At 66.2% G+C, this 26,289-nt stretch carries 24 protein-coding genes and 1 pseudogene; 11 read left to right on the top strand and 14 right to left on the bottom strand.

Going from position 1 to position 26,289, the window contains the following annotated elements:
- Positions 1 to 175: 175 nt before the first annotated feature.
- The 5 genes from J2X52_RS03635 to J2X52_RS03615 all read left to right on the top strand — a co-directional run bounded on the left by J2X52_RS03635 (position 176) and on the right by J2X52_RS03615 (position 5,281).
- The gene (locus J2X52_RS03635) at positions 176 to 457 is read left to right on the top strand and encodes a hypothetical protein (protein WP_310148752.1); all 282 of its coding nucleotides are present in this window, start codon (positions 176 to 178) and stop codon (positions 455 to 457) included.
- 86 nt (positions 458 to 543) lie between these two features.
- On the top strand, positions 544 to 1,542 hold the full coding sequence (locus J2X52_RS03630; protein WP_310148750.1) for a hypothetical protein: 999 nt from the start codon (positions 544 to 546) through the stop codon (positions 1,540 to 1,542).
- A gap of 1,202 nt (positions 1,543 to 2,744) precedes the next feature.
- The gene (locus tag J2X52_RS03625) at positions 2,745 to 3,752 is read left to right on the top strand and encodes a dienelactone hydrolase family protein (protein WP_310148748.1); all 1,008 of its coding nucleotides are present in this window, start codon (positions 2,745 to 2,747) and stop codon (positions 3,750 to 3,752) included.
- A gap of 227 nt (positions 3,753 to 3,979) precedes the next feature.
- Positions 3,980 to 4,189 carry a hypothetical protein gene (locus J2X52_RS03620; RefSeq protein WP_310148747.1) on the top strand — a complete coding sequence of 70 codons (210 nt, stop codon included), beginning with the start codon at positions 3,980 to 3,982 and terminating at the stop codon, positions 4,187 to 4,189.
- A 108-nt stretch (positions 4,190 to 4,297) separates the two neighbouring features.
- Entirely contained in the window at positions 4,298 to 5,281 is a 984-nt protein-coding gene (locus tag J2X52_RS03615; RefSeq protein ID WP_310148746.1) for a hypothetical protein, read from the top strand.
- 488 nt (positions 5,282 to 5,769) lie between these two features.
- Here J2X52_RS03615 and J2X52_RS03610 read toward each other — a convergent pair whose 3' ends face one another.
- The 3 genes from J2X52_RS03610 to J2X52_RS03600 form a co-directional block, all read right to left on the bottom strand.
- Positions 5,770 to 6,183: a hypothetical protein gene (locus tag J2X52_RS03610; protein ID WP_310148745.1), complete on the bottom strand. Its 414-nt coding sequence runs from the start codon at positions 6,181 to 6,183 to the stop codon at positions 5,770 to 5,772.
- Between the two features lie 73 nt (positions 6,184 to 6,256).
- On the bottom strand, positions 6,257 to 7,585 hold the full coding sequence (locus J2X52_RS03605; RefSeq protein ID WP_310148743.1) for a hypothetical protein: 1,329 nt from the start codon (positions 7,583 to 7,585) through the stop codon (positions 6,257 to 6,259).
- A gap of 166 nt (positions 7,586 to 7,751) precedes the next feature.
- A complete protein-coding gene (locus J2X52_RS03600) occupies positions 7,752 to 9,236 on the bottom strand; it encodes a peptidoglycan-binding protein (protein WP_310148740.1) in 1,485 nt (494 codons plus the stop codon).
- Positions 9,237 to 9,656: 420 nt separating this feature from the next.
- On the opposite strand from J2X52_RS03600, the pseudogene J2X52_RS03595 reads away from it, so the two are divergent.
- Positions 9,657 to 10,019: pseudogene (locus J2X52_RS03595) on the top strand (MATE family efflux transporter); the annotation flags it as partial.
- Between the two features lie 657 nt (positions 10,020 to 10,676).
- Here J2X52_RS03595 and J2X52_RS03590 read toward each other — a convergent pair.
- Positions 10,677 to 10,928, bottom strand: a complete 252-nt coding sequence (locus J2X52_RS03590; RefSeq protein WP_310148738.1) for a hypothetical protein — start codon at positions 10,926 to 10,928, stop codon at positions 10,677 to 10,679.
- Positions 10,929 to 11,153: 225 nt separating this feature from the next.
- Here J2X52_RS03590 and J2X52_RS03585 point away from each other — a divergent pair, with 225 nt between their 5' ends.
- Together J2X52_RS03585 and J2X52_RS03580 are read left to right on the top strand one after the other, a co-directional pair.
- Entirely contained in the window at positions 11,154 to 12,656 is a 1,503-nt protein-coding gene (locus J2X52_RS03585; RefSeq protein ID WP_310148735.1) for an MATE family efflux transporter, read from the top strand.
- 115 nt (positions 12,657 to 12,771) lie between these two features.
- A complete protein-coding gene (locus tag J2X52_RS03580) occupies positions 12,772 to 13,191 on the top strand; it encodes a hypothetical protein (RefSeq protein WP_310148732.1) in 420 nt (139 codons plus the stop codon).
- A 1-nt stretch (position 13,192) separates the two neighbouring features.
- On the opposite strand, the gene J2X52_RS03575 is transcribed toward J2X52_RS03580, so the two are convergent.
- From J2X52_RS03575 to ubiE, 5 genes are all read right to left on the bottom strand, one after another.
- Positions 13,193 to 13,813, bottom strand: a complete 621-nt coding sequence (locus J2X52_RS03575; protein WP_310148730.1) for a DUF998 domain-containing protein — start codon at positions 13,811 to 13,813, stop codon at positions 13,193 to 13,195.
- Between the two features lie 367 nt (positions 13,814 to 14,180).
- A complete protein-coding gene (locus J2X52_RS03570) occupies positions 14,181 to 14,912 on the bottom strand; it encodes a hypothetical protein (RefSeq protein WP_310148727.1) in 732 nt (243 codons plus the stop codon).
- On the bottom strand, positions 14,909 to 15,883 hold the full coding sequence (locus tag J2X52_RS03565) for an alpha/beta hydrolase (protein ID WP_310148724.1): 975 nt from the start codon (positions 15,881 to 15,883) through the stop codon (positions 14,909 to 14,911). The genes J2X52_RS03570 and J2X52_RS03565 overlap by 4 nt, the downstream gene beginning before the upstream one ends.
- 13 nt (positions 15,884 to 15,896) lie before the next feature.
- Positions 15,897 to 17,876 carry a M1 family metallopeptidase gene (locus J2X52_RS03560; protein WP_310148721.1) on the bottom strand — a complete coding sequence of 660 codons (1,980 nt, stop codon included), beginning with the start codon at positions 17,874 to 17,876 and terminating at the stop codon, positions 15,897 to 15,899.
- A 94-nt stretch (positions 17,877 to 17,970) separates the two neighbouring features.
- On the bottom strand, positions 17,971 to 18,732 hold the full coding sequence (gene ubiE / locus J2X52_RS03555) for a bifunctional demethylmenaquinone methyltransferase/2-methoxy-6-polyprenyl-1,4-benzoquinol methylase UbiE (RefSeq protein ID WP_310148719.1): 762 nt from the start codon (positions 18,730 to 18,732) through the stop codon (positions 17,971 to 17,973).
- A gap of 103 nt (positions 18,733 to 18,835) precedes the next feature.
- Between ubiE and J2X52_RS03550 the strand changes: the two genes are divergently transcribed.
- The 3 genes from J2X52_RS03550 to J2X52_RS03540 all read left to right on the top strand — a co-directional run bounded on the left by J2X52_RS03550 (position 18,836) and on the right by J2X52_RS03540 (position 22,016).
- Positions 18,836 to 19,291 carry a nucleoside deaminase gene (locus J2X52_RS03550; protein ID WP_310148716.1) on the top strand — a complete coding sequence of 152 codons (456 nt, stop codon included), beginning with the start codon at positions 18,836 to 18,838 and terminating at the stop codon, positions 19,289 to 19,291.
- Positions 19,292 to 19,502: 211 nt separating this feature from the next.
- Positions 19,503 to 21,125: a SulP family inorganic anion transporter gene (locus tag J2X52_RS03545; protein ID WP_310148867.1), complete on the top strand. Its 1,623-nt coding sequence runs from the start codon at positions 19,503 to 19,505 to the stop codon at positions 21,123 to 21,125.
- Positions 21,126 to 21,137: 12 nt separating this feature from the next.
- Positions 21,138 to 22,016 carry a universal stress protein gene (locus J2X52_RS03540; RefSeq protein ID WP_310148713.1) on the top strand — a complete coding sequence of 293 codons (879 nt, stop codon included), beginning with the start codon at positions 21,138 to 21,140 and terminating at the stop codon, positions 22,014 to 22,016.
- 42 nt (positions 22,017 to 22,058) lie between these two features.
- Here J2X52_RS03540 and J2X52_RS03535 read toward each other — a convergent pair whose 3' ends face one another.
- The 5 genes from J2X52_RS03535 to hslV form a co-directional block, all read right to left on the bottom strand.
- Complete coding sequence (locus J2X52_RS03535; RefSeq protein ID WP_310148709.1) at positions 22,059 to 22,691, bottom strand: AAA family ATPase; 633 nt, start codon at positions 22,689 to 22,691, stop codon at positions 22,059 to 22,061.
- Positions 22,692 to 22,693: 2 nt separating this feature from the next.
- Positions 22,694 to 23,050, bottom strand: coding sequence for a type II toxin-antitoxin system prevent-host-death family antitoxin (locus J2X52_RS03530; protein WP_310148705.1), 357 nt, complete (start codon positions 23,048 to 23,050; stop codon positions 22,694 to 22,696).
- 86 nt (positions 23,051 to 23,136) lie between these two features.
- A complete protein-coding gene (locus J2X52_RS03525; protein WP_310148702.1) occupies positions 23,137 to 23,571 on the bottom strand; it encodes a hypothetical protein in 435 nt (144 codons plus the stop codon).
- A gap of 182 nt (positions 23,572 to 23,753) precedes the next feature.
- Positions 23,754 to 25,139 (bottom strand): ATP-dependent protease ATPase subunit HslU, encoded by a 1,386-nt coding sequence (gene hslU / locus J2X52_RS03520; RefSeq protein ID WP_310148699.1) that lies wholly within the window; start codon positions 25,137 to 25,139, stop codon positions 23,754 to 23,756.
- Between the two features lie 123 nt (positions 25,140 to 25,262).
- Positions 25,263 to 25,817 (bottom strand): ATP-dependent protease subunit HslV, encoded by a 555-nt coding sequence (gene hslV / locus J2X52_RS03515; RefSeq protein WP_310148696.1) that lies wholly within the window; start codon positions 25,815 to 25,817, stop codon positions 25,263 to 25,265.
- Between the last annotated feature and the right edge of the window lie 472 nt (positions 25,818 to 26,289).

Here is a 26,289-nt window from a genome sequence, read left to right as displayed (position 1 = left end):
ATTTGATTGTTCGTCGAAACACAATCATGGCACTCGATGCCGAGCGGCTTGCCGCTGAAGTGGGAAGTCTCCTTTTTACTCATTCAAGCCGATGCCGCTTCGCGGCACGGCTTAACTCAGGTGTTAGCAGGCGCTATCAGCATTGTGAGAGCCGACAAAATTTCCAGAGGCCACCATGTCCCATAATTTCAATGAGCTAGACAACCTCACGCTTGAGCAAAAACAGCAGTTGTTAACGCTTATCGCGGCGCTCGTAGAATCCGCGGAGACTAAGCAAAGTCAAGCATATGATTCTGGAGATAAGGCTCAGAAGCTTGCAGTCATGCAGGACGCGCTTGGCCTCGTCAAACTGCGCCACGAGATCAAGGACATGCGAGATGCGCTGCAGAAGTCTCCATCAATTCGTACAACCTCGTTGATTGATCCGGTTCTCCGCTACATCGAGAACGCGGCATAGAGGCGCCTGCTAACAATTCATTCAAGCCGAACCCGCTTCGCGGGTCGGCTTAATTCAGGTGTTAGCACCTACTTGAAGTACTGGCGATGGCCAAAAAGAAGCATTACCTATCAGAGTTCTCGGTAAATCTGTTCACCAGCAACTGGCTTCTCATCCCCGCCGATCAGGTCACATCGGGCGGAGAGATGAGACCAGAAGAGAAGGTTATCGCGGACAACTCACACATCTATCTCATCTGTCGTCGTCCGGCACTCCGGATGGACGCAGGAACGTTCGAATACCAAGATGGTATCGCCAGCGGTGACCTTGTCTACTCCATCAACGGCGCAGAGCACAGAGCTCCATTCCACATTCGGTTCCCGCTCCTTGATGACGCAAAGCGCGCTGCGCTTTCACCTTATCCGCACCGAGAGATAAGGTCGTACAACGCGGACGACCAGATCGTGCGGTACTTGCCAGCAAGTGCACTGAGTATCAGCGAAGGCATGCACATCAGCCGGCCCGAGCTTGCGAATCTGGAGGTCCTATATGTCGGACAGGCATTCGCGGGAGGCAATCGATCGGCATTCGAAAGGCTCCAGAGCCATTCAACGCTACAGAAAATCTTGGCCGAGGTGGCTTATGAGAGTCCCGAGTCGGAGATATTCGTAGCGACCTTCCAGTACGAACCGTATCGTGTAATGACCATGTTTGACGGCAGGGCCAAGGAGGTCATTGCTGATGAGCGTGATATGGGTCGCTTCTACAGCATCCTGGATAAGCCCTTGAAGAAGTCGCAGCAAGTGTCCCTTGCTGAGGCAGCTTTAATTAGATACTTCGAGCCGCGATACAACACGATCTACAAAACAAAGTTTCCGTCCAACAAGCACAAGGTGCTGGCGTCCTGCTACGAGCTTGACTTCTCTGGCCTGACAGTTGAGATCAACACGGATGAGCTTGCATTCCGGCTGCACTCAGAGCGTGTCAAACCTTCGATGCACCACATCAGCAATATCGAACTTCTCGGAAAGTCGGACCGAGCCGGATTCTTCTTTTTCACCGACAACGCAGGCGGCGTGCGTCAGTCGGTGCCTACCATCGGGTAGGTGCTAACAATTCATTCAAGCCGATGCCGCTTCGCGGCACGGCTTAATTCTGGCGTTAGGCCCTGGAAAAGCACTATGGCATCTCCTGACAGCGAATACTTCCACGAGCTTCCCCCACTCACGTCAGACATCGTTGCCGAGCTTGGCGCTGGCCAAGAACTTACGCTGCTCCTCTTGGAGTACGTTCCTTCAGGCGGCGGTGTCATCTTCCAGTTCAGTACATTCACCGGGAGCTTGTGTACCGCACTCCCGGTCAGAAAGATGCAGTCGCACTTGGTACTGCAAGGCTCATTGACGGCGGAGAATTCCGGGACGCACGTATTCTGTTCTCCCGCCCGAACCAGACTGCAACTCTCCGCGGTCTTACTCTAGAGGGGCAGGTCAAGGTTGCTCGGCCGGGGGGTGAATTAACACGCGAAGTGCACCGCGCCGAGTAGTTCTCATCTTCGTTAGATCGGTGATTTGAACCAGAGACATCACGTGGAAGGCCCAACCAACAAACTCCTTGTGGTGGGTGGCGCACTGAGTGGCCTTGCCGCTCTGATGCATCTGGCGTGCCTAGTAGTGGGAGCGCCGCTCTTCCGCCTTTTGGGCGCCGGAGAGCAGATGGCGCAGCTTCACTCTGCAGGCCACTGGTACCCCACAGTAGTCACGCTCGCGATCGCCACCGTTCTCGCTGTCTGCGGTGCGTATGCACTCTCGGCCGCTGGCGTACTCCGGCCGCTTCCGCTGCGTCGAACGGTTCTTACTGCGGTCACAGCTGTTTACATCGTTCGCGGTGTGGCGTTCGTCCCGGTCATGGCCTACTTCCCCGGCAACAGCATCACGTTCTGGGTGGTGAGCTCGTCGATCTGTCTCGCCATTGGTCTGGTGCACCTCGTGGGGCTTCGCCAGTCGTGGAGCAGACTCCGACGGCATGCGGCCTGACAATTCGCTCAAGCCGACGCCGCCTCGCGGCGCGCTCAATTCAGCAGATTCTCTGGCTTCTCGTGCTTCTCGGGCACACAAAGGCGCCTTTGGATCCGGGACGACTCGGCCACCACTTCTCCCGCTCCACGCGTCTTGCTCCTGGCCACGCGTCGACTGGCGAACGCAATGCACAGCGTGCTGGCAGGGGCATATGCGCCGCCGTGACTGACGGCAGGTTCCGTGCGTAGCCAGCGAGGGCATGCTGTCCTGACCTGGAGACCTGGAGATCTGGCGTGCGGCGATGCATACAGAACGTCACGCTGCTGGTGACGTGCGGGCTGGCGAGCGTGGCGGGGGCGCAAATGCCCGTGGGCCTGATGGCGGTGAACACCCGTGAGCCGGTCACCGATACCGCAGTGCCGGCCGCGGTGTTCTATCCCGCGCTCGCTTCAGGCGAGCAGGCGGGATCCGTGATGGCAGGCCCGTATCGGGTGGAGGCCACACCGGGCGCTGCGCCGGCGCCTGGCCGACACCCCTTGCTGGTGTTGTCGCATGGCAATGGCGGCACTCGTTACGGACATCATGATCTGGCGGTCGCGCTGGCCCGCCAAGGCTATGTCGTGGTCGCGCCCGAACATGCCGGCAACCACCACGGCGACCAGAGCGGATTCGGGACCGATCGGGTATTGCTGGGTCGCGCATGGCAGGCCAGTCGTGCGCTCGACGCGGTGCTGTCCGACGACCGACTGGGCCCGCACGTCGACGCAGCTCGCATCGGTGCCGTGGGCTTCTCTGCCGGCGGTTACACCACGTTGCTGCTCGCCGGCGCGGTACCCGACTTCGCGCGCTTCGACCGATTCTGCGAGGCGCATCCGGGTACACCGGAACTGTGCGACCCGCCGCCTGCAGGCGGCATGCACACGCTGTCGAACCCGCCGCCAACCGCGGACCGTCGCGTGCGCGCGGCCTTCGTCATGGCGCCGCTGGCGCTGGTGTTCGACAGCGCCGGCGTGTCCGATATGCACGCGCCGGTCTTTCTGCTGACCGCCGAACACGACGAGGTGCTGATGCCATCTGCCAACGGCGATCACCTGCGGTCGTTGTTGCCCGATCTTGCAGGGTCGCGCGAGATCGCCGGCGCCGGCCATTTCGTGTTCCTCGCGCCATGCCCGCCACCACTTGTAGACGCGCTCCCCCAGCTGTGCGTGGATCCCCACGGGATCGATCGCGAGGCCGAGCACGCCCGGATCGCAGCCGATGCGTTGGCGTTCTTCGACCGCTATTTGCCGGGGGAAGGGTAAATTGATGGGCCTGCGGTGCCGGATCCGCTCACGGCAATACGAATGCGAGCAAGACATTGGTGGGCGGCTATTGAAGACGCGTCCCGTCTGACAAGCGCGTGCCCACCTGCCTTCAGGCCGCTCATCGCTTGGTGGCCCGGGATGCGGCAAGCATCAGGTGGTGAATGTTCCATCGAAACAGAACCCGAAAGAAAGGCTTGAGTGCCGCGTGGGCAGCTGGATATGTCTTGCTCGCTGCGCTCGGCGTCTATTCGCTCTACATTGGCGGCGCTGCCATCGCATCGCTTGAGGTCGCGACTTTCACGCGCTTCAACCGGGACGTCATCGTGTACGCCGTGCAGCCCGTCACGTTCTGCCTGAACGTCATGCTTTGGTTGGCCGGCGGGCTTTTCCTGATCGGGCTTGCCGTGTTTGGCTGGCGTACGGCGAGCACCTGAAGATGTTTCCAAGCGGTGCCATCGCGCAGCGCAGGAACCGCCGCCGTTTGCAGGGCGCGCAGGTTTCGGCGCCCCAGGCTGTGACGGCGCCACGCTTACACTAGCGGCATGCAGTGCATCTCCAGCCCTCTTGACGACACGGATCGGGCAACGCTTCACGTCGTTCTCAGGCGCGAGCGCCATTACGCTTTCATGCACCTGCTCGGTGCCTTCGGCGCAGCGGCGCCGGCGATCGTGGTGGCATTTCTGGATACCGGTCTGCCTTTGGCGCTTACCGTCGCTGCGGTTGCGACCGGCGTGTGCGCGTGGCAGCTGCGGCGTTTTTTTCATTGGCGCACGACGTCGGCGCGCTTGCGTCGCGCCTTGGCGATGGGCATGAAATCCACCACGCAAGGCGCGCTGTCTGGCGTCGAGGTCGTGCAGCCCGGGCACCTGCGGTATCGCGTCGACGGCGATGTCCTGATCCTGCGGCCGCTCGCCGCCCCGCTCGAGCAGGCCGACACCGCGGCGCATATGCATGTCACCCGCTTCGAGCATGTACCGGCCACCGACGTGGTGCTGCACTGGGTGCCGCTGACTGCCAGACGCGGCGCGCTGCTGGGTGTCGAGTATTCCGCGCTTCCGGCGCCGGAGCGCGTCGAGGTGACGATGGACGCCGCCGCCGTCGAGCGCAGTGGCTGGCAAGTGCGTCAGCTGGCCATCCTGCTGAGCGTGGGATTGCTGGTCGTGATCCTGATCAGCATCACGAACTATGGCTTCGGCTTGCACCAGCTCTTGCAGACCCTCGGGATTGCCGCGGGCGCTGGCGCCGTGATCTTCGCGTGCAATCGCGTGCGCGTCCGACGTCTGCTTCGGGGCGGCACGCAGATGACCGTTGTGCGCGGGGTGGTCAGCGAAGTCCTCAGTGCCCGCGTCCGGGCGGGGAGGCGAACGCTGCACCACACCTGGTATCGCGTCGGCAACATGCTGGTGTGCCCTCCAACCTCCATGCGTGGCGCGATCGGTGTCGGCAGCCCGGTCACGCTGGAATACATCGCCAGCGACGCCCCAGGACTTGCAGGCACGCTGGTCTCACTGTCGGCACGTGCCTGACGGAGAACGGCGGCCAGCGGCGCCAGACTCACTTTCGACTTCTATTAACCAGTCCAAAGAGTGATTTCCGGAAGGCGATTACGACCCCCTGCCTCCGTCCTTCTCTCCTGCTATGTTTGTTGCCCATCGAGTTTTTATTCGCTTGGACGTGATTCCACTTGATCGCGAAGAACATGCCCACGCCCAGCATGACGACCTTGAGAACGATGACGATGATGCGGAACCAGACCTTTGGATTATTTCCCGGCCTTTAACCGATGCGACCTGTCATAAAGCCCGCTTGTTGCCTCACAGCGCGGCGGGGCCCGCGACGAGCAGCAAGACTGGCAGAAAGAGCGCCATTCCCTCCTCAAGGCTGGGCACCTCATTGACAGCCGCCGCCGTCTCCAATCTTCAGCTAGGCAGCGATACGGTTCGTGATCTGCGCAGATGCAGACAGGGCGCCTTTCGACGCCCTCTCTGCTTGGGCAATGCCGGATACCCCCGACTCAGAAACCGGACAGAAACACCGTCAGCACGGGCTGGCTATCGGGCGGGATCGGCGCCTGCCAAGCGATCGCGACGATGCGGTCGCCTTCCCGCCATGCTGCGCTTCGGTAGCCGGCAGCGGCGCCGTCGTACTCGACCTGGACTTCCCAAACGGTGCCCAGTGTGTCGGCGTAGTGTTGCCGGACCTGCTCCCAGGCCATGGAAGCCTCCGCGCTGTAACGCGAAATGTCCCACTTGCGGTCCGGATAGGAGGCTTTGAGGCGCAGGCGCAAATCGGTCATTGCTAACTGAGCGGCAGTCGTCGACGCATCACCCCGATAGGCTGATGCACCGGCGGGCGGCGTCGGCGGCGTAGCCGACTGGCCTGAATCGCATCCAGAGATGGTCAAAGCAGCCATCGCGACGATCAGCATCCAAGTCCTCATTCGTGGTCCACGGGCGAGCGCATCACTCAGGGCCGCACGATGGCCCGCTCCTCAGCCCAGGTCAATCATTGACCTGAGCGATCGCCGCATAGGAGGCATTAAAGGCGTCGTAGCCCGTACCGCTCATGTTCACGCTGCCACCCGCGTCCCGAGGGATCGCCAGTTCGTAGAGCGCCTGTTTAAGATCCTTGTTCCCATCGCTCACCCGGTCGACGATGCCGTCGATGACAGTCGAGGTGATGCCGTTGCCGACCGAGGCGATCACGCCGGCAGCAGGATTCGCTGCGCCACTTACACCGAAGGCGGTACCGAAGATGTTCTTGAGCATGTTGCCCTGCGCTTCTGCGTCATCGGTGGTCGAGTTGATGGCCGCCGCGATCGAGCCGCTCAGGAAGCCGAGATTGCGTGCGAAGGCGGGATCACTGAAGTTCTCGAAGGCGTTGCCTGCACCATCGTTGCCCTGCTGCATCTGTACGACCAGATTACGCAGATCCTCCTCCCGTCCGGATTCGAGCATCTCCTTGGTGTAGGCGGTCAGCGATTCACCGGTGAGGTCTGTTCGCGCCTGCAGCTCGTTCACCAGACCACTGGGGTCGCTCTCCACCAGGCCGCTGATCGCATCCAGATAGCTGCTGTCGAGCGCCTGACCATCCACGGTGTTGAAGTGTGCGGTGGCTGCCTCGAAGACCGCCCCCTTCACCTGCAGATCAGTGCTGTTGGTCGCTGCACTCAAAATGCCGAGGGACGCGGAGGGATCGAAGGAGTAGAAACCGGTATTGCCTGCCGGATAGTAGTTCCGCCCCAAGCCGACTGCCAGCACGTCTTCGAGCTGGCCTTCGGACAATGACTTGATGGCGGTATCAAAGGCGGCCTGGTCGCCGGACAGGCTTGCCAGGACCTTGGCGATAGCGAGCGTTTCAGGATTGCCGTCCTGTCCCTGCATCGCGCTGTAGGCGCCGTCGATTGAGCCCTTGGTTGCTTCGATAAACGCGAGTTTGGCTTCCGGCGTGGCATGCGACGCGACTGCATCGGCGAAGTCAACGCGTCCGATACGGTCACTGCCGCCAAAGGTCGTGGCCAGACGCGCGATCTGCGCACCATCCAAACCATCGACCAGATTCTCATAAACGTCCTGGCGCTCGTTCGCGCTCAGCTCCTCTGCATTCCCCGTCAGGCGCTCCAGTGCCTTGTCGTCGAGTTGGGAGACGACTTCGTTGCGCTCCGAGGGCGTCAGCTCGGCCAGCGCGGCCATGCTGTCACGCACGTCCTGGTCGCTGATGACCCAGTCGGTGAATCCATAGGACATGCGATCCTGGATCGTATCGACGGCGCCGCTGACATCTCCCATTGGGATGCTCCTGAAGTCGAGAATGCGGTAGAAGAATTTCACCCAACGGTATGGGGCTGCCTAAACACCGACAAGCCAGGGCTTTACGCACCTAGGGATTTCCATAGGGTCGCGATCCTTTGCGCATGTCAGGCACACCAGCGCCCGCCCGCCCGTTTGATCGGAACGATTAAGGCGCCGTATCCGTGTGCAAGTTCAGAGCAGTGCATCAACGCAGATTGACGAACCCGTCCGCGTCGACGTTGCCGGCCGCGACGCGATTCCGCATATCCGCGGTGCTCAGGCCGCTGTCGAGCTGGAAGTGCGGGCGGTCGACGAAGGTGGTCCAGTTGCCGCCCCACTCCAGACCCATGTCGGTGCCGACGCGGCCGATGGCCTGCCAGTCGGGGCTCCAGTTGATGCTGCCGTCCGGGCGCACTTCGACCACGTCGAAGGCGGTGCCGAAGTTGTGGTTGCTGTAGCCCGCGGGCACCTGGGTGACGATGCCGCCAGGTGCGGTACGGCCCTGGGCGTAAAGCGCGTCCTGCTCGGCATAGGTACGCATGCCCGACGTCACGCGCAGGGTAATGCCGAGTTCCTGTTCGACGCGGTTGACGAACTCGGCCGCCTGGCCGCGCAGTTCGGGATGCAGGGTGGCGATGCGGGCGTTGCTCGGGCCGTCGGTGACCTGGGCGACTTCACCCGGCGCGACCGGTTCGGCTGCCGGCGGCGTTTCGACCGCAGGCGCGCCGTTGAGCTGTGCCCAGGTGTTCGGGCCGACCACGCCGTCGACCTCGATACCGCGGCTGGCCTGGTAACTGCGCACGGCGCTCTCGGTACGGGCGCCGAAGATGCCGTCGGCCGTGCCCGGACTGAAACCCGCGGCCGCCAGGCGGGTCTGCAGATCGGCCACGGCCGGGCCGCGATCGTCGCGTTCCAGCGTCGGTGTGGCCGATGCCGGCGCGCTTTGCTGCACCGGCGCCGCGCCCTCGGTTCGGGCGCCGCCATTGAACGGCGTGCCCAGCAGGCCCTGCGCCTGCGCGTCGGCCACGGCAGCGCGCGCTGCCGGCACATCGGTGTTGTAGGTATTCGCCAGCCCCCTGTACGCGCCCCACGGCGAGAGGTCGGTGCCGTTATTGGACAGTTCGAAGGCGACGCGCGCATTGGTCTGCGGGTCGAACAGCTGCTCGTTCGAGGTCAGGCCGAAGGCTTCGCGGCGCTCGGGGCCCATGCCGCCGAGCATGTTGATCTGGGTCAGGCCGTAGGACTGGTCACCGGTGGCGCGGTTGCCGTTGAACGCGGCCGGATCGCCGGTGGATTCGCGCATCGCGATGGCGACCATGCTCACCAGGTTCTCGCCGCGGAAGCCGGCTTCGTGGAACAGCTGGGCCAGCTGGGTACGATCCAGCGAGCCGCCGGTGTAAGTGCCCTGGGTCGCGTTCGCCGGCGCGGCGCCATTGACCGGCGCCGCGTCACCGCCGAGCGCCCTGGTGCCTGCGGGCAGTGCGATGGACTGGTCGGGATAGATGACATCGGGATTGTTCACCTGCGGATTCGCGGCCAGCAGGCCTTCCAGGCTGACGCCGTGGGCCTTGGCGATCTCCGACAACGTGTCGCCGCGCTGCGCGATGTAGGACTCCTTCGCGTCGCTCGGCGGCGGCAGGTCCTGTAGACGGCTGCTGGTTTCGGATGACGAGACGGCGTTGAGGCTCACGGCAGGCTCCTGGATCGGTCGGGCACGAACTTCCCGGACAGCTTCAGTCTCCCGACCCAGGCGCCAGCGCGACAGATGGGGGGTGCCCCAGCGTGCAAGGGTCACAGTTTGGCTTTCGATGCCCGCGTCCTACGCGCGGAGGCCTGGGTGGAGACAACCGTCGGCCGCGCCTGCGCTGATCTTTCACCCTCCGTGAGATGCTCGCGGGCGGCAGCGGGCGCTTCTGGCAATGGGGCTTCGATGCCCAACCCTCACCCGAAGCGCTGCGCGCTTCGACCCCGGATCAAGTCCGGGGCAGGCTCTCTCCCTGAGGGAGAGGTGTTCAAAAACCTTGCGCGCCCGCTCTGCAGGGTCCGCTTCGAAACACGTCCAACCCACACCCTCACCGCACCGCGATCCGCTTCCCGATTGAATGCGCGGATGCCGAAACGCCGATCTGCCGCCACCCCTGCCCGCCCGCGCGATCTGACCCGCGGCGCGATCGGTGCCACGTTGTTCGCATTCGCACTGCCGATCCTCGGTGGCAACGTCATGCAGTCGCTCAACGGCTCGGTCAACGCGGTCTGGATCGGGCGCTTCCTCGGCGAGGGCGCACTGGCGGCGATCGCAAACGCCAACAACATCCTGTTCCTGCTGCTGGACGCGGTGTTCGGTGTGGGCATGGCGGCGACGATCCTGGTCGCGCAGGCGATTGGCCGCGACGATCTGCCGGGCGCCAAGCGCGTGATCGGCACCAGCGCGACGTTCTTTCTGACCGCCTCGGTGCTGGTCGCGCGCGCGGGCCATCGCACGCGCCGGGCGATAAACTTCAACGCGTATGTTGATCCTCGACGCCTTCATGGTGGGTGCCGGCCTCGGGCTGTTTCTCCAAGCCACTCTGCTGGCCCTGCTGGGGTTCGTGCCCGCGCTCCCGGGGACGCCGGGGCATTGGCGCATGCGCGTGGGCCTGGCGGTCCTGAGCCTGTTCGCGGCATGTGTGGCATGGGGGCATGGGCACAGGGTCATCTACGCCGCTGAGGCGACGACGGACGTGCTCGCGCGCTTCCTCGCGATAGCGATACCGACGGGCCTGATCGCGTTCGTCGTGCCGCCCGCCCTGTTCTTCTGGCGCCGGGCTCGAGGCCGGCGTCGCCTCGCCCGCGAGGCGCAGCTCCAGCGCGACACCTGGGCCCGTCAACGTGCGGACGCGGGCGTACGTGCGCGCGCCCATCGCGAGAACCTGCCGCGCCCCAAACGGCGCCGGAATGGCCGTCGTCGCCATCGTCGATAGCGCGGATTCGAGGTCGGCGACGCGGCGACGAATCGTCGAGTGGAGACATTCTTCTTCAGGTCGCCGCGGTCATGTTCCAGCCGCGGCGCCCACCGTGTCGTGCTGCCACGACGCCTCCGATCGGGGCCCGCCCGCCTGGGCTCCATCGACGTGCGACGCTGCGGGGTCGACTAAGCGTGGTCCACCTCGGCCAGCGGAATGCGGATGCCGCGCGGCCCTTCGGAATACGGCGCCGAGGACCCGCAGACATGGCGAGCATGCGCCAGGCGCTTCGCGTCATGGGCTTGCTCCTGCAGCGCGTGGACGCCGCCGCTGACCGACAAACGGCACCGAGACTCGTCGCACGCGCCGCCCGGCGTCGGCAGCGCACGCGGGCTCGGCGCGATGCACGCCCGGGGCCGTGTCACGATCGTGACGGCCACGACCGCTCCTTCCAGCGTGCGCCCTGCGTCGGAATCGCGACGATCGGAAGCGCATGTGCGCAACGTGGTGCCGACAGCGCCGTGGCGCGATCGAGCCGCAAAGCGTTCCCCGCCGCAGCGAACCGTCGCGCGGTGCAACGGCACCACGAGCCCGCCAGGGCGGTTGCGCGGCCTGCACGGCCCGCCCTCACCGTGCCGCGATCCGCCTCCCGATTGAATGCGCTGATGCCGAAACGCCGATCTTCCACCAAGCCCGCCCGTCCACGCGACCTGACCCGCGGCGCGATCGGTCCCACGTTGTTCGCGTTCGCGCTGCCGATCCTGGGTGGCAACGTCATGCAGTCGCTCAACGGCTCGGTCAACGCGGTCTGGATCGGGCGCTTCCTCGGCGAGGGCGCGCTGGCGGCGATCGCCAATGCCAACAACATTCTGTTCCTGCTGCTGGGCGCAGTGTTCGGCGTGGGCATGGCGGCGACGATCCTGGTGGCGCAGGCGATCGGCCGCGACGATCTGCCGGGCGCCAAGCGCGTGATCGGCACCAGCGCGACGTTCTTTCTGACCGCCTCGGTACTCGTCGCGCTGGTTGGTCTGCCGCTGTCGCGCCACGTGCTGCTGTGGATGGGCACGCCGGCCGATGCGCTGCCGCATGCGGATGCCTATCTGAAACTGATCTTCCTCGCGGTGCCGTTCCTGTACGCGTTCGCGTTCCTGTCGGCGATCCTGCGCGGCGCGGGCGACGCGCGCACGCCGTTCCTGTTCCTGCTGCTGGTGGTCGCGCTCGACATCGTGCTGGTGCCGATGCTGATGCTCGGCGTCGGGCCGCTGCCGGCGATGGGCATGGCCGGCGCGGCACTGGCGAGCCTGATCGCGAATGCGCTTGGGCTGACCGCCCTGCTCGCCTGGCTGCGGCATCGTCGGCACCGCTTGTGGATCCACCGCACCGAGCGGCATCTCTACAGGCCCGACTGGACCATCGTGCGTGCGCTGCTGGCCAAGGGGCTGCCGATGGGCCTGCAGATGGTGATGCTGTCGGCGGCAATGATCGCAATGATCTCGATGGTCAACGCACACGGCGTCGACACCACCGCGGGTTATGGCGCCGCACTGCAGCTGTGGACCTATGTGCAGATGCCGGCGATGGCGATCGGCGCGGCGTGTTCGACGATGGCGGCGCAGAACGTCGGCGCCGGCCACTGGGACCGCGTGTCACGGATCGCCGCCACCGGCGTGGGTTTCAACGTGCTGATGACGGGCGCGCTGATCGGCCTGTTGCTGCTGCTCGACCGCGCCGCGCTGTCGCTGTTCCTCGGCGATGCCGGCGTCGCGCTGGAAACCGCGCGCCATCTCAACCGCATCGCGATCTGGTCGTTCCTGTTCTTCGGCGTGACTTTCGTGCTGTTCGGCGTGGTGCGCTCGACCGGCGCGGTCATGCCGCCGCTGGTGATTCTCGCGGTCACGCTGTGGGGCGTACGCGTGCCGTTCGCGACGCTGCTGCAGCCGACGCTCGGCGTGGATGCAATCTGGTGGAGTTTCCCGGCCAGTGCGCTGCTGGCGATGCTGCTGTCGATCGGCTACTACCGCTGGGGAGGCTGGCGGCGTGCACGCATGCTCGATGGGGCGTCGCGCGAACCGGTGGCGATGCCTGCCGAAGTGCCCGCACAACCGCCGGCGCCGCTGGCGAGTCTCGATCCGAATGACACACAGGACCGACGTCACCGCGCGCATTGATGGTGTGGCAGCCGGCCGGCGCCTGAACCCGTGGACCGCGCTGCATTGACCTGCCTGCATGGCGACGGCATCTAGGACGTTCGAACGCGAAACCCGCGTGCATCCGGACCGTTCCATGCGCACTCCACTTCTGCTGACGCTGCTGATTGCCACCGCGATTGCGCCCGCGTTCGCGCAGCAGCTGCGCAATCCGGCCGATCCGCCGCCGCGTGCCGCCCCGGCGCTGCGTCAGGTGGAGCCCTCGCCGCGTCTGCCCACGCATGTCGGCGCGAATGCCGCACGAGATGCCGCGCATGACCGCTGCGTGCAGGCCGCGTCGCGCACGATCCAGCCGACCAGTGATGCACGCGTCGCCAGTGCGCAGCGCCGCGCCGCGGCCATCGAAACCCAGCGCGCCGCGCGCGGCGGTGATGCGCGCGATCCGACCGATCAAAGTGGCCTGCGCGCGCAGCGCGATGCGCAACAACGTGCTGCGACGCGCGAGCGCAATGCGGCGAGCCAGCGACTGGCCATCGCGCAGGCCAACTGCCGCTGAGTCAGCGGCGCGGCAGTGCGCGCCACGCGAGCGTCAACAGCGTGCTGTAGAGCATCGCTTCGCCCGTTCGCTGCAACACACCGCGTATGGGTTCGAACGGCGGCAGGACCATCGCGAAGAACAGCAGCAGCCACAGCATCGCCACAACCAGCAGCACAGCGCGCGTGCTCGATCGCAGCCCGGTGCCGCAAGCCAGCAGCACGACGCCCACGCATGTTCCGAGATACGTCAGCAGGCCGAGCAGGTTGTGCAGCTGCTGGCTCAGTGATCCGTCCGCTGGACAGCCGGCATCGCAGGGTGCGAATGCCGACCCGATGTAGGCGACGGCTTCGAGCAACAGGATCCAGTAGCCCACGCGGGCGATGCCGCGGATCGGCAGCAGCGGCGCCGCGACAATCAGCACGGCCGCCAGCATCAGTCCGAACGGCACAAAGCCCAGCAGCCCGATCTGCCAGGCGTGGGGCGTGCCGATGGCGTTGAGTTCGCTGATGTACTGGGAGACGTGCGAGTAGCCGGGTTTGAAGGCACTGCTGCCAAACAGCATCAGCAGCCAGGCTGGCACGACGGCGAGGATGGCGATGCGGGTCAGGCGGATGCGGGTTGCGCTGTACGTTGCGGGCATCGGTGGCGGGTGCATGCGTGCCTTCCGGGATGGCTTGGGGTGAGGCTAGGCTTCCTTCGAACCTGCGGCGTGTGCCATTGGGCATGTGGGAATGGGGGCTCGATCGGCGCCCTTCCATCGTCATAGCTACCCCTCTGCCCGTCAACCCGGCGGCTTTCAACAGCCGAATGGCTGATCAGACCGGGCCCCAGTGCATTTGCTTCATGTCGAAGTGCGCGCCGAATCCGCTCATGCGGTACTGCGCGAAGAATCAAGGCGCTGGATTCCGGCATTCGCCGGAATGACGGGGATTGGATTTCCGGCGACTTGTCAGGTCGACTTTCTGATCAGCCTCGCCGACGTCGCGCCTATGCAGTCAGGTTCAGCCTCAGCCCCACTTCGGCAGCTTCGCCCGGTCCAGCCCCGCCACCTCGAAAACCGCGGTCCGCGTACCACCCGCCTTCACCGGGAATTCGATCGACACCGTCTTCGCGCCGTCGAGCAGACGCCACAGCGCGCGCTCGTCGTCGATGAACATGGCGATGGCTTCGTCGGTCTGCGGACGGTTGGCGGCCATGCGGCGTGGTGCACCGTCGTCGACGCGCACGTTCACGCGGCAGCTGGGATAGCAGTCGAAATCGCCGGCCTGCAGCACGAGGTAACTGCTGCGGCCCCAGGACGGGTGGTCGCGAAAGATCAGTTGCACGCGCTTCGCGCCGGTGCCGTCAACGTCGATGGTGTCCTTGGCGTAGATCGCCGCCGACAGTTGCTCGCCGCCCTCGACGTTGGCGGTGTTGTAGCTCCACAGCGCCTGCGTGCGCGCGTCCTCGCGCACGGCGTCGCCCTTGGCCGCAACGTCATCGAACTTCGCGCGGACGCGCTCCGCGGCCTCGGTGTCGGGATAGCGCGCGAGCAGCACGTCGGCCTGCGCTTTCGCCAGTGCCCAGTTCTCGCTTGCGACGGCGGCTTCGAAATCGCGCTCGCCGGCTTCGGCCTGCGCTTCGGCCGCGGCGGCCTGGGCCTGCGCCTGGGCGGCGGCCTGGGCCTCGCGGTCCTGGCAGGCAGTCAACGGCAGCAGCGCGGCGAGCAAAGCGGTGGCGAGCAGGTGTCGGGATGTCATGCGGGCGTTCCTCGTTCGATCAGCCAGTGCACCGCGTCGGCGACCTCGCGCGGTTGCTCCATCAAAGTCATGTGGCCGCTGCGGTCGAGCAGGACCTGACGCGCCTGCGGCATGCGCGCAGCGTACAGGGCCATCGCGCTCGGATCGATCACCGCATCGTGTGCGCCCCAGATGAGGACGACGGGCTGGCGGATGTCACCCGCCGCGTCACCGGGTGCGAACCGCTCATCGCTGCGACCGATGCGGTCGAGCACGGCCTGTTCGAACGCGGCCTCGTTGCGGCGATGGCGTACGAACGCGATCGCGCCGGGCCATGGCAACGGCGGCCGCGCACTGCGCTCGTGGAACAGCACGGACATGTACTGCTCCATCGACGCGGTGTTCTCGATACCGAAGGGATTGCGACCGTCGAGCACGGCGAGACCGAAGGCGTTGTCCTCGAAGTGCACGCCGGCCGCATCGAGCAGACCGACGCGCGCGACGAGCTCCGGATGTTTCGCCGCGACCAGCGCGGCAATGCCACCACCCATCGAATGTCCCAGCAGGACGACCGGGCCTGCATCGAGATGGCGCAGGAACGCGGCGACGTGCGCGGCTTCGGCGACGAAGCCGTGGTCGGCATCGGCAATGCGTTCGCTGTCGCCCCAGCCCGGCAGGTCCGGCATGACCAGGCGATAGCGTGCATCGAGTTCGGGCACCAGCCTGTACCAGTTCTCCTTGCTGCCGGTGTAGCCGTGCAGCATCACGAGCGTTGGCGCGGATGCGTCTGTGCCCGTGCGTTCGGTCCAGCACCAGCGCAGACCGTCGATGCGCGCGCGGTGCACGGCCAGCCGCAAGCTTCGACGCTGGCGTCCGTACTCGGCGCGGATCAGTTGCCGCGGCTGGCGCAGCAACACCCACACGAATACGGCGACACCGATGACCACAACGCACGCGGCCGCCACGTGGGCGGCCGCGAACGGTTGGCTCAATGCCTGCATCGCCTCAGTTGGCGGGTGCAGGCGCCGCCGCATCGGCCGCCGGCGTTTCAGCCGGTGCCGGAGCGGGTGCCGGCTTGGCCTCGTTGATCAGCGTCTCCACCGAGCCGGTCGTGATCGGGTGATACCCCGGACGCGCGGTTTCGAAGATCTGCTTGGCCAGCGCGAGGCCGGCTTCCGTCTGCACCAGTGCGGTGTAGATCGGCATGATCAGCTTGCGACGACCGACGCGCGTGGTGAACTCGGCCAGTGCCTCGTTCGCCTGCGTGTATCCGCTGCGCACGGCCAGCGGATACCAGCGCATCGCGATCTCGCCGTTGTCGGTGCCGGTGAAGGTGTAGGCCTCATCGAGCTGGGCCAGCTGTTCGACGGTCAGCGTCGGCGGCAGGCTTTCGAGGAAGTGCAGCCACTCCTGCGTCGACCACGCGTCGGTGATCTGACGCGGCGGCAGCTGCGCGCTGCCCAGCCACGCCAGACGCGCGGAATCGACGATGCCGAAGTTGCGCGACATCACCTGCGGCGCGTAACCCGGAATGCCCGGCGCATAGACCCATTCCTGGATCTCGGCATCGGTCACGGTGTCGGGGAACTTGTCGAACAGGTTTTCTTTCGCGTAGGCGAGGAACTGCTCGGTGGTGATGCTCTGGAACGCGAAGTGGTCGAAGTAGCCACGCAGGAACGTATCGAAATTCTCGCGGCCGAACCGCTGCTCGAGGAACTGCAGGAACCACGCGCCCTTGTCGTAGGACACCGCGCTCAGCGCGTCGTCGGCATCCAGCGCGACGTCGGGCTTCACTGCCAGCGCCTGCGTGCCTTCGGGCATGGACGCGATGTTCTCGCGCAGCGAATTGCGCGCGATCACGTACTCCATGTCGCTGACTTCCTTGCCGTACAGCGATTCGACGATGCGGTTCTCGACGTAACTGGTGAAGCCCTCGTTGAGCCAGCCGTGCTTGGCGCTGGAGAAGGTCACCAGGTTGCCCGACCAGCTGTGCGCAAGCTCGTGCGCGATCAGCGAGACCAGCGACTTGTCGCCGACGATGACGGTCGGGGTGATGAATGACAGGCGCGGATTCTCCATGCCGCCATACGGGAACGACGGCGGCAGGATCAGCAGGTCGTAACGCTCCCAGCGGTAGGGGCCGTAGAGCTGCTCGGTGACCTCGATCATCTTCTCGGTGTCGGCGAACTCCGCCACCGCGCGATCGATCATCGCCGGCTCGGCCCACACGCCGGCGCGGCCCGAGATCTCCTGGAAGACCAGGTCGCCGGCGGCGATCGCCATCAGGTACGACGGGATCTTCTGCGGCATCTTGAAGCTGTAGTCACCGTCACGCTGGGCGGCCGGATCGTTGTCGGCGCTCATCAGCACCATCACGTCCGGACGCGCGGTGACATGCGCGGTGTAGGTGTAGCGGATCGCCGGCGTGTCCTGCAGCGGCACCCACGAACGCGCATGGATCTGCTGCGATTGGCTGAACATGAAGGGCAGTTGCTTGCCTTCGGTCATCTCCGGCGTGAGCCACTGCAGGCCCGAGGCGTCCGGCGAGGTCACGTAGGTCACGCGGACCTTGGCGTTGCGCTCGGGCGTTTCGATGGTGAGCTTGCTGCCGAGCGTCGCGTCGGCATCGGCCAGCGCGTACTGCAGCGGCTGCCACTGGCCGCCGGCGGCTTCGCCTTCGACTTTCGAGATCGTCAGGTCGCGCGTGTCGAGCACCAGCTGCGTCGCCGCCTGGTCTGTCCACTGCAGCGTGTAGGTCGCGGTACCGGCGATGGTCTTCGCATCGAAGTCGAGCGCGATATCGAGCGCCAGGTCTTCGGTGACCACCTTGTCGGGCTCGGCGTAGGAATGCTCGTCGCGGTCGACGGCGGCAGCCTGGGCAGGCGGCGCGGCCGGCTCGGCGGCAGGCGCTGCATCGCGGTTACATGCGGTCAGCGCAAGGACGGCCAGTGCCAGCAGGCCGGCGGCGGAACGGAGTGGGCGCATCAGGAAATCCACGCGGGGGACAAGCCGCCGATTCTACCGTGCGCCCTGCCCTGCCCTGCCGTCGCAGCGCCGCGTCAGCGACGCGAGGTCGTATTCAGGCCTTGTACCCGTCGTGGATCGCGACGATGCCGCCGCTGAGATTGCGGTACTTGCAACGCGCGAAACCGGCCGCTTCCATCATGCCCTTGAGCGCGTCCTGCGGCGGATGCTTGCGGATCGATTCCGACAGGTACTGGTAGCTGTCGCTGTCGCGCGCGAACAGCTTGCCCAGCCGCGGCATGATCTGGAAGGAATGAAAGTCGTAGATCGGCTTGAACCACTCGGCCTTCACTTCCGAGAATTCCAGCACGCGCGCCTGACCACCGACTTTCAGCACGCGCAGCATTTCGCGCAGCGCGGCGTCCTTGTCGGTCACGTTGCGCAGGCCGAAGGCGATCGTCACCAGGTCGAAGCTGGCGTCCGGGAACGGCAGCGTCTCGGCGTTGCATTGCACGTACTCGAAGCCGCGCACGTTGCCGCGATCGGTCATGCGGTCGCGGCCGACGCGCAGCATCGAGGCGTTGATGTCGCCGAGCACCAGTTCACCGGACTCGCCGACGCGGGATTTGAGCAGCGCGGCGATGTCGCCGGTGCCGCCAGCCAGATCGAGTACACGGTCGCCGGTGCGCACCTGCGCGGTCGCGGCGAAGTAGCGCTTCCACACCCGGTGGATGCCCAGGCTCATCAGATCGTTCATCAGGTCGTAGCTGCCTGCGACCGAGGAGAACACCTCGCCGACCAGCTTCTGCTTCTCGCCGGTGGGCACGTCGCGGAAACCGAAGTGGGTGGTGCCGGGCTTGCTGGAGTCGTCGTTCATACGTTGATTATCCCTCATCCGCCGGCGCGCGCCCGTGTATGCCGGCTCGACCCCGCGGGCCGCTGCGGTCAGACTCATGCGCCATTCGCCGACGATGTGCCCGATGATCGCCACACCCGACTACCGCGCCCTGCTCGACACCGCCATCGCCGAAGCCCGCCAGGGCCTGGCCGAAGGCGGCATCCCGATCGGCGCCGCGCTGTATCACCAGGACGGCCGACTGCTCGGCTGCGGCCACAACCGCCGCGTGCAGGAAAGCGACCCGTCGATCCACGGCGAGACCGACGCCTTCCGCAAGGCCGGACGCCAGCGCTCGTATCGCGACACGATCATGGTCACGACGCTCGCGCCGTGCTGGTACTGCAGCGGCCTGGTGCGCCAGTTCGGTATCGGCACCGTGGTCGTCGGCGAATCGGTGACCTTCCAGGGCGGGATCGACTGGCTGCGCGAGAACGGTGTCGAGGTCATCGACCTACAGAGCCAGGAATGCGTGGACCTGCTCGGCGGTTTCATCGCCGCGCATCCCGAGGTCTGGAACGAGGACATCGGCGAGGACTGAGCGCCCGCCGCGCGACGACGCGCGGGCCTTCGATTACACTGCGCGCCTCGACGATGCCTGCGTGGCATCGGCCCGCCGCTCCGAATCCCTGCCTTGATGACGATCACGCCGCCATAGCACCCGACGCCTGCCGCTGACGCGGCCGTCTCCTGCTGGCTGCATTTCGATCTCACATCCCGGACCCGTGTCCGGGCGTTACCAGGGCATTCCATTGAATTTTTCCCCCACGCTGCGCCAGGAATGGTTCGGCAACGTCCGCGGCGATCTGCTCTCCGGACTCGTCGTCGCGCTCGCGCTGATTCCCGAAGCCATCGCGTTCTCGATCATCGCCGGCGTCGATCCCAGCGTCGGCCTGTACGCCTCGTTCTGCATCGCGGTGGTGATCGCCTTCACCGGTGGCCGGCCGGGCATGATCTCGGCCGCGACCGGCGCGATGGCGCTGGTGATGGTCACGCTGGTGCGCGACCACGGCCTGCAGTACCTGCTGGCGGCCACACTGCTGACCGGTGTGCTGCAGATCGTCGCCGGCGCACTGAAGCTGGGCGCGCTGATGCGCTTCGTCTCACGCTCGGTGATCACCGGCTTCGTCAATGCGCTGGCGATCCTGATCTTCATGGCGCAGATCCCCGAACTCATCGGTGTGCCGGCGCTGGTGTATCCGATGGTCGCGCTGGGCCTGGCGATCATCTACGGCCTGCCATGGCTGGGACGGCTGACGTTCCCCGGCGTGGGGTTGTTGCTGCTGGTGATCGGTTTCGCGCTGACCTTCGGCAGCATGGAGCCGCGGCTTCTGTACGTCGTCGCGGTGCTCGGCCTCGCCGCCGTGGCGCTGCTGTTCCGCTGGACCCGCAACCTCGTGGTGCCCGCGCCGCTGGTGGCGATCGTGCTGCTGACCGGGCTGGCGCTGTACTTCGGACTGGTGGTGCCGACCGTCGGTGACAAGGGCGCGCTGCCCGACAGCCTGCCGGTGTTCCTGTTCCCCGATGTACCGCTGACCCTCGAAACGCTGTGGATCATCCTGCCGGTCTCGCTGACGCTGACCGTCGTCGGGCTGCTGGAATCATTGCTGACGGCGCAGATCGTCGACGATCTCACCGACACGCCCAGCAACAAGAACCGCGAGTGCGCCGGTCAGGGCGTGGCCAACATCGCGGCGGGCTTTCTCGGCGGCATGGCCGGCTGCGCGATGATCGGCCAGTCGGTGATCAACGTGAAATCCGGTGGCCGCGGACGGCTGTCGTGCCTGGTCGCCGGCGTGGTGCTGCTGATGCTGGTGGTGTTCGCCGGGCCGTGGGTCGCGACGATTCCGATGGCGGCGCTGGTCGCGGTGATGGTCATGGTGTCGATCGGCACCTTCAGCTGGAGCTCGATCAAACAGCTGCGCACGCATCCGGGCACGTCGAGCATCGTGATGCTCGGCACCGTGATCGTCACCGTGGCCACCCACGACCTGGCCAAGGGCGTGCTGACCGGGGTGCTGCTGTCGGCGCTGTTCTTCGCGCGCAAGGTCAGCCGGGTGCTGCACATCGGCTCCACCGCCGACGGCGCGGCGCGCACCTATGTCGTCACCGGCCAGGTGTTCTTCGCCTCGTCCGAGCGTTTCGTATCGGCCTTCGATTTCCGCGAAGTGCTCGAGCGTGTGACCATCGATGTCTCCGCCGCGCACTTCTGGGACCTCAGCGCGGTCGGCGCGCTGGACAAGGTGGTGCTGAAGTTCCGCCGCGAAGGCACGCACGTGGACATCGTCGGCCTCGACGCGGCCAGCGCCACCATCGTCGACCGCCTCGGCGTGCACGACAAACCCGACGCCGAACGCCTGATGGGCGGCCACTGAGGACCGATGCAGATGACCGACACACCGTTGATCCCCACCGGCGGCCGCGTGCTGGCCGCCATCGACGCCTCCGCCCACGCACGCGGCGTCGCCGACCTCGCTGCCTGGGCCGCGCAGCGTCTCGACGTGCCGCTCGATCTGCTGCATGCGATCGAGCGTGATCCGGCATCGACCCCGCCGGCCGACTTCAGCGGCAGCCTGTCGCTGGGCAGCCAGGAAGCGCTGCTGGCCGAGCTGGCCGCGCACGACGAACAGCGGGGCCAGCTGGCGCAGCGCCACGGCCGCGCGCTGCTCGACCAGATCCGCGCCCACCTGCGCGACACGGCCGGACTGGAGGCCGAACCGCGCCTGCGTCACGGCGCGCTGGTGGACGCGTTGACGGATGTCGAAGCGGACGTGCGCCTGTTCGTGCTCGGGCGCCGCGGCGCCCATGCCGATGGCGCCAGCGGCCATCTCGGCCGCAACCTGGAGCGGGCAGTCCGTGCGGTGCATCGCCCGGTGCTGGTCGCCACGCGTGCGATGCAGCCGATCACGCGCTTCGCGATCGCCTTCGACGGCAGTGCCACCGCGCGCCGCTGCGTGGCGATGGTGGCCGCCAGTCCGCTGCTGCGTGGACTCGACTGCCACCTGATCACCGCAGGCCGCGAGGATGCCTACGCCGCCGAACGCGCGGACGCGGTGGCGGAACTGGCCGCGGCCGGTTTCCAGGCGCAGAACCATTGCGTCGATGGCGACGCCGAGTCGGTGCTGCCCGCGTTTCTCGACAGCCACGCGATCGACCTGCTGGTCATGGGCGCCTACGGGCATTCGCGCATCCGCAGCTTCATCGTCGGCAGCACCACGACGCGGGTGCTGCTGACGAGCGCAGTGCCGGTGCTGCTGCTGCGCTGACCGACTGTCCAGCGGGGCGGGCGAACATAGTCCGCGTTGAATTCAGGGCCCCAACGCCGCTTCAAGCACCGGCTTCGCCCACTCCGGCGTCGCCGCCAGCGCCTCCAGGTCACCCGCGTCCGGCACCACCAGCGCACCATCGATCATCTCCAGCAGCAGCACCGGATCCGGCACCGCTTTGCCGCGCGCGACGTCGACGCTGTTGTCGTAGACCTGCAGCTGCGCGAGCGCCGGCATCAGCGCGATCAGGTTTTCGCGGGCGCGGGTCCAGCGTGCGCGGATGCTGGCTTCGGGAATGTCGTGGCCGCCGACCGCGACCCGCGCCTGCACGCGCGCGATGTGCTGCTCGGCCGAGGACAGGCCACAGAACCACATCAGCACATCGTGCGTGCGTGCGGCCTCGGCGATGCGCGCCGGCACGGTGTTGCCGCCGAGCGTGGTTTCGAATGCATGGCTGTGGCCGTTCGCCAGCGCGACATCGAGCCGGCGCATGCCTTCCTGCCAGGCTTCCGCATTCGCTTCGGTCATCGTGCAGGTGGTCGCCGCGGCCAGTTCGCGCGCGAAGGTGTCCGGGTTGAACCACGTCATGCCGGCCCGTTCGAGCAGATGGCCGCCGACCGAGCTCTTGCCAGCGCCGTTGACGCCGGCCAGCACGTAGAGGACCGGACGCGCCACGCTCAGCAGGTCGCGCCGGCCTTGACCTTGCCGCGCAACCGCGCGGGGCCGCGCATCGCGCCACGTAGACGCTTACTGGCGTCATCGGCCTGCAGCGCCGAGAGGCGTGCGTCGAAACGTGTGCGCAGGGTGTCGAGCGCCGAACGCTGGCTTGCGCCGGCGGCGTCGAGCGCCTGCAGGATCGCGCCGTATTCCTCGGCAGAAAGAATCACCGCCTCGGGCGTGTTGTGATTGGTCACGACAACCTTGCCGCCGCGGGCGATGGTCTTCATCACGCCGCGCCAGCCGAGTTTCTTGACGTCGGATGCCGGCGTGCGCGGCAGCGCATCGAGGGCGTCGAGCTTGAGGGACATCGTCATGGCGGTCGCTCCTGCAGCGGGTATGGGAAATATACCCCAATTGGACCATTTGGCCCTTCATGTCATGCCAGGCGTTCCGGTCCAACTCAGCGGCGGGCGAAGCGCATCACCAGCCACAACCCCAGGGCGAGCAGGTTCACACCCAGGATCGCGGTCGACGGACCGGCGAGCGCCAGCCGGAACGCTTCCGAGGGCACCGACCAGTCGAGGTCGAGCACCACGTGGCGCCCGAACCGGAACTGCAGCGGCACGGTCGCGCCGGCGTGCCAGGCGTAGCTCAGCCACGGCGTGGCGATGACCGGAATCTGCAGCGCCAGCGCGATCCGCGACAGGCGTTCGCCGAGCGCGTCGCCTTCGAGCAGCAGCACACCCGCAATCATCGCGAACGTCGACAGCAGCAGGCCGATCACCAGCACCAGTACCGCGCCGCCACCGGCGCCGCCGGAAGCCAGCGTGCTGGCGAGGCCGTAGAAACCACCGGCGATCTGCAGGATCGCGACGAGTCGAAGCAAAACGGACATGGGCGGCGCACCGGACAGGGCGGGCGATTGTGGCAACGTCGCCCGACGGGCTCAAGGCACGTCGGCAGGTTTGGCCACGCGCCACAGCATCCTGCGCGCCGTGTCCGGACTCACGGCGGTTCCAAACGAAAGGGCCCGCAATGATGCGGGCCCAATGGTCGAACGTGATGAATCCCGCCGCGTCAAAGGATGTAGCGGCTCAGGTCTTGGTCCTGCACCAAATCGCCCAACTGCTGGTCGACATACGCGCGGTCGATGCGCACCGTGCCGCCCTTGTCGGGCGCCTCGAAGCTCAGCGAATCGAGCAGGCGCTCGAGCACGGTGTGCAGACGGCGCGCACCGATGTTCTCCTGGCGCTCGTTGACGTGCGCGGCGATCTCGGCGAGTCGCTCCACCGCGTCCGGCGCGAACGTCAGTCCGACGCCCTCGGTCTTGAGCAGCTCCACGTACTGCGTGGTCAGCGCGGCCTTGGGCTCGGTGAGGATGCGGACGAAATCGTCTTTGGTCAGCGCGGTCAGTTCGACCCGGATCGGGAAGCGGCCCTGCATTTCCGGAATCAGGTCGCTAGGCTTGGCGAGGTGGAACGCGCCCGACGCGATGAACAGGATGTGGTCGGTCTTCACCGAGCCGTACTTGGTGCTGACCGTGCTGCCTTCGACCAGCGGCAGCAGATCGCGCTGCACGCCTTCGCGGCTGACATCCGCGCCGCTCGCCCCGCCTTCGCTGCGCTTGGCGACCTTGTCGATCTCGTCGATGAACACGATGCCGTGCTGCTCGCAGGCTTCGATCGCGGCCTCGCGCACGTCGTCCTCGTTGACCAGCTTGCCGGCCTCGTCCTCGATCAGCTGCGGACGCGCGGCGCGGATCGTCAGCTTGCGCTTGTGGGTCTTGCCGCCGCCGAGGTTGGCGAACATCTGCCGCAGCTGCTGGCCCATTTCTTCCATGCCCGGCGGGGTCATGATGTCCATGCCCTGCCCCGCGCTGAGTTCGAGTTCGATCTCGCGATCGTCGAGCTCACCTGCGCGCAGCTGGCGGCGCAGCTTCTGCCGCGTCTCGGATTCCTTCGACGACGGTTCGGCGCCGATGTCGACGGTCGCGCTTTGCGCGCCGAAACCGAACGCCGGCTGCGGCGTCTCGCGCTTCGGCAACAGCGCATCGAGAATGCGGTCTTCGGCGCGCTCCTCGGCCTGCGTGCGCACGCGCACCTTGGCCTGTTCGCGGTAGAGCTTGACCGCGGTGTCGGCGAGGTCGCGGATGATCTGCTCGACGTCCTTGCCGACGTAGCCCACTTCCGTGAAGCGCGTCGCCTCGACCTTGACGAATGGTGCGTTGGCGAGCGTCGCCAGACGGCGCGCGATCTCGGTCTTGCCGACGCCGGTCGGGCCGATCATCAGGATGTTCTTGGGCATGACCTCGTTGCGCAGATCGTCGTCGAGCTGCGCGCGGCGCCAGCGGTTGCGCAGCGCGATCGCGACCGCACGCTTGGCGGCGTTCTGGCCGACGATGTGGCGGTCGAGTTCCTGCACGATCTCGCGCGGGGTCATGGAGGAAGAGCTGGAATTGAACATAAGGATTCTGGTTTCGTAAGGGCGGAGGGTCGCGCGACTCGGGATCCGCGGACGGGATCGGCGGTTGCGAATCCCCGCTCCCGGTTTTTAACGGACGAATGTCCGGTAATCCCCAATCCCGCCTCAGAGTTCTTCGACCACCACGTTGCGATTGGTGTAGATGCAGATGTCGCCGGCGATGTTGAGCGACTCGATGGCGACGGTGCGGGCATCGAGTTCGGTATGCGCGAGCAGCGCGCGCGCGGCCGACAGCGCGTACGAGCCGCCGGAACCGATCGCGATGATGCCGTCGTCGGGTTCGATGATGTCGCCGTTGCCGCTGATGATCAGCGAGGTCTCGGCGTCGGCGACCGCGAGCAGCGCCTCGAGCTTTCCGTAGCGGCGGTCGGTGCGCCAGTCCTTGACCAGCTCGACCGCGGCGCGCACCAGTTGGCCGCCGTGCTGCTGCAACTTGCCTTCGAACAGTTCGAACAGGGTGAACGCATCGGCCGCGGCGCCAGCGAATCCGGCGAGCACCTTGCCGCCCTCGCCCAGCCGACGCACCTTGCGTGCGTTGCCTTTCATGATGGTGTGGCCGAGCGTGACCTGGCCGTCGCCGGCGACGACCACCTTGCCGCCCTTGCGGATCGACACGATCGTCGTGGCGTGGAATACGTTGGGATTCTGGCTGGGGTCCATGCGGCCTCCAAGGGTCGAATCCACTGGATGGGGCCGCAGCTGCGCGGATCAAGGCATCCGGGGCTGCGTCATTGCGTCGCGTCGGCCGCTGGCCCGCATACGCGGCGGTCGCGCCGGGGCCCCGCGCACGCCCAGCACGGTTGTGATGCCTGGAATGACGATCGCCATCGCGTTCGCACTCGTAGGTGAACTTGCCCGCCAACGAGGCGCTGCACCACGAGCACGCTCGACACCCCGCGCATCACCCACCGCGCCAGCGCCGCTTGCATGAACCGCTGCCCCGCGGCAAACACACCACACGTTCCACACCCGCAATGCGGTCACCCCCGCTTGCAGCGCGGTCGACACCGGCGCCACACCGGAGGGCAGCGGCGGAAGACGCGGCCAGCATGCCGAGCATGCTTCTAGAAACAGACCGACACCGCGAGGCCCATCACAATGCGCAGGTTCATGGGACGGCTCAGATAGATGT

The organism is Luteimonas sp. 3794 (assembly GCF_031456825.1).
GTDB lineage: Bacteria > Pseudomonadota > Gammaproteobacteria > Xanthomonadales > Xanthomonadaceae > Luteimonas.
This window is presented reverse-complemented; position numbering and strand designations above follow the sequence as displayed.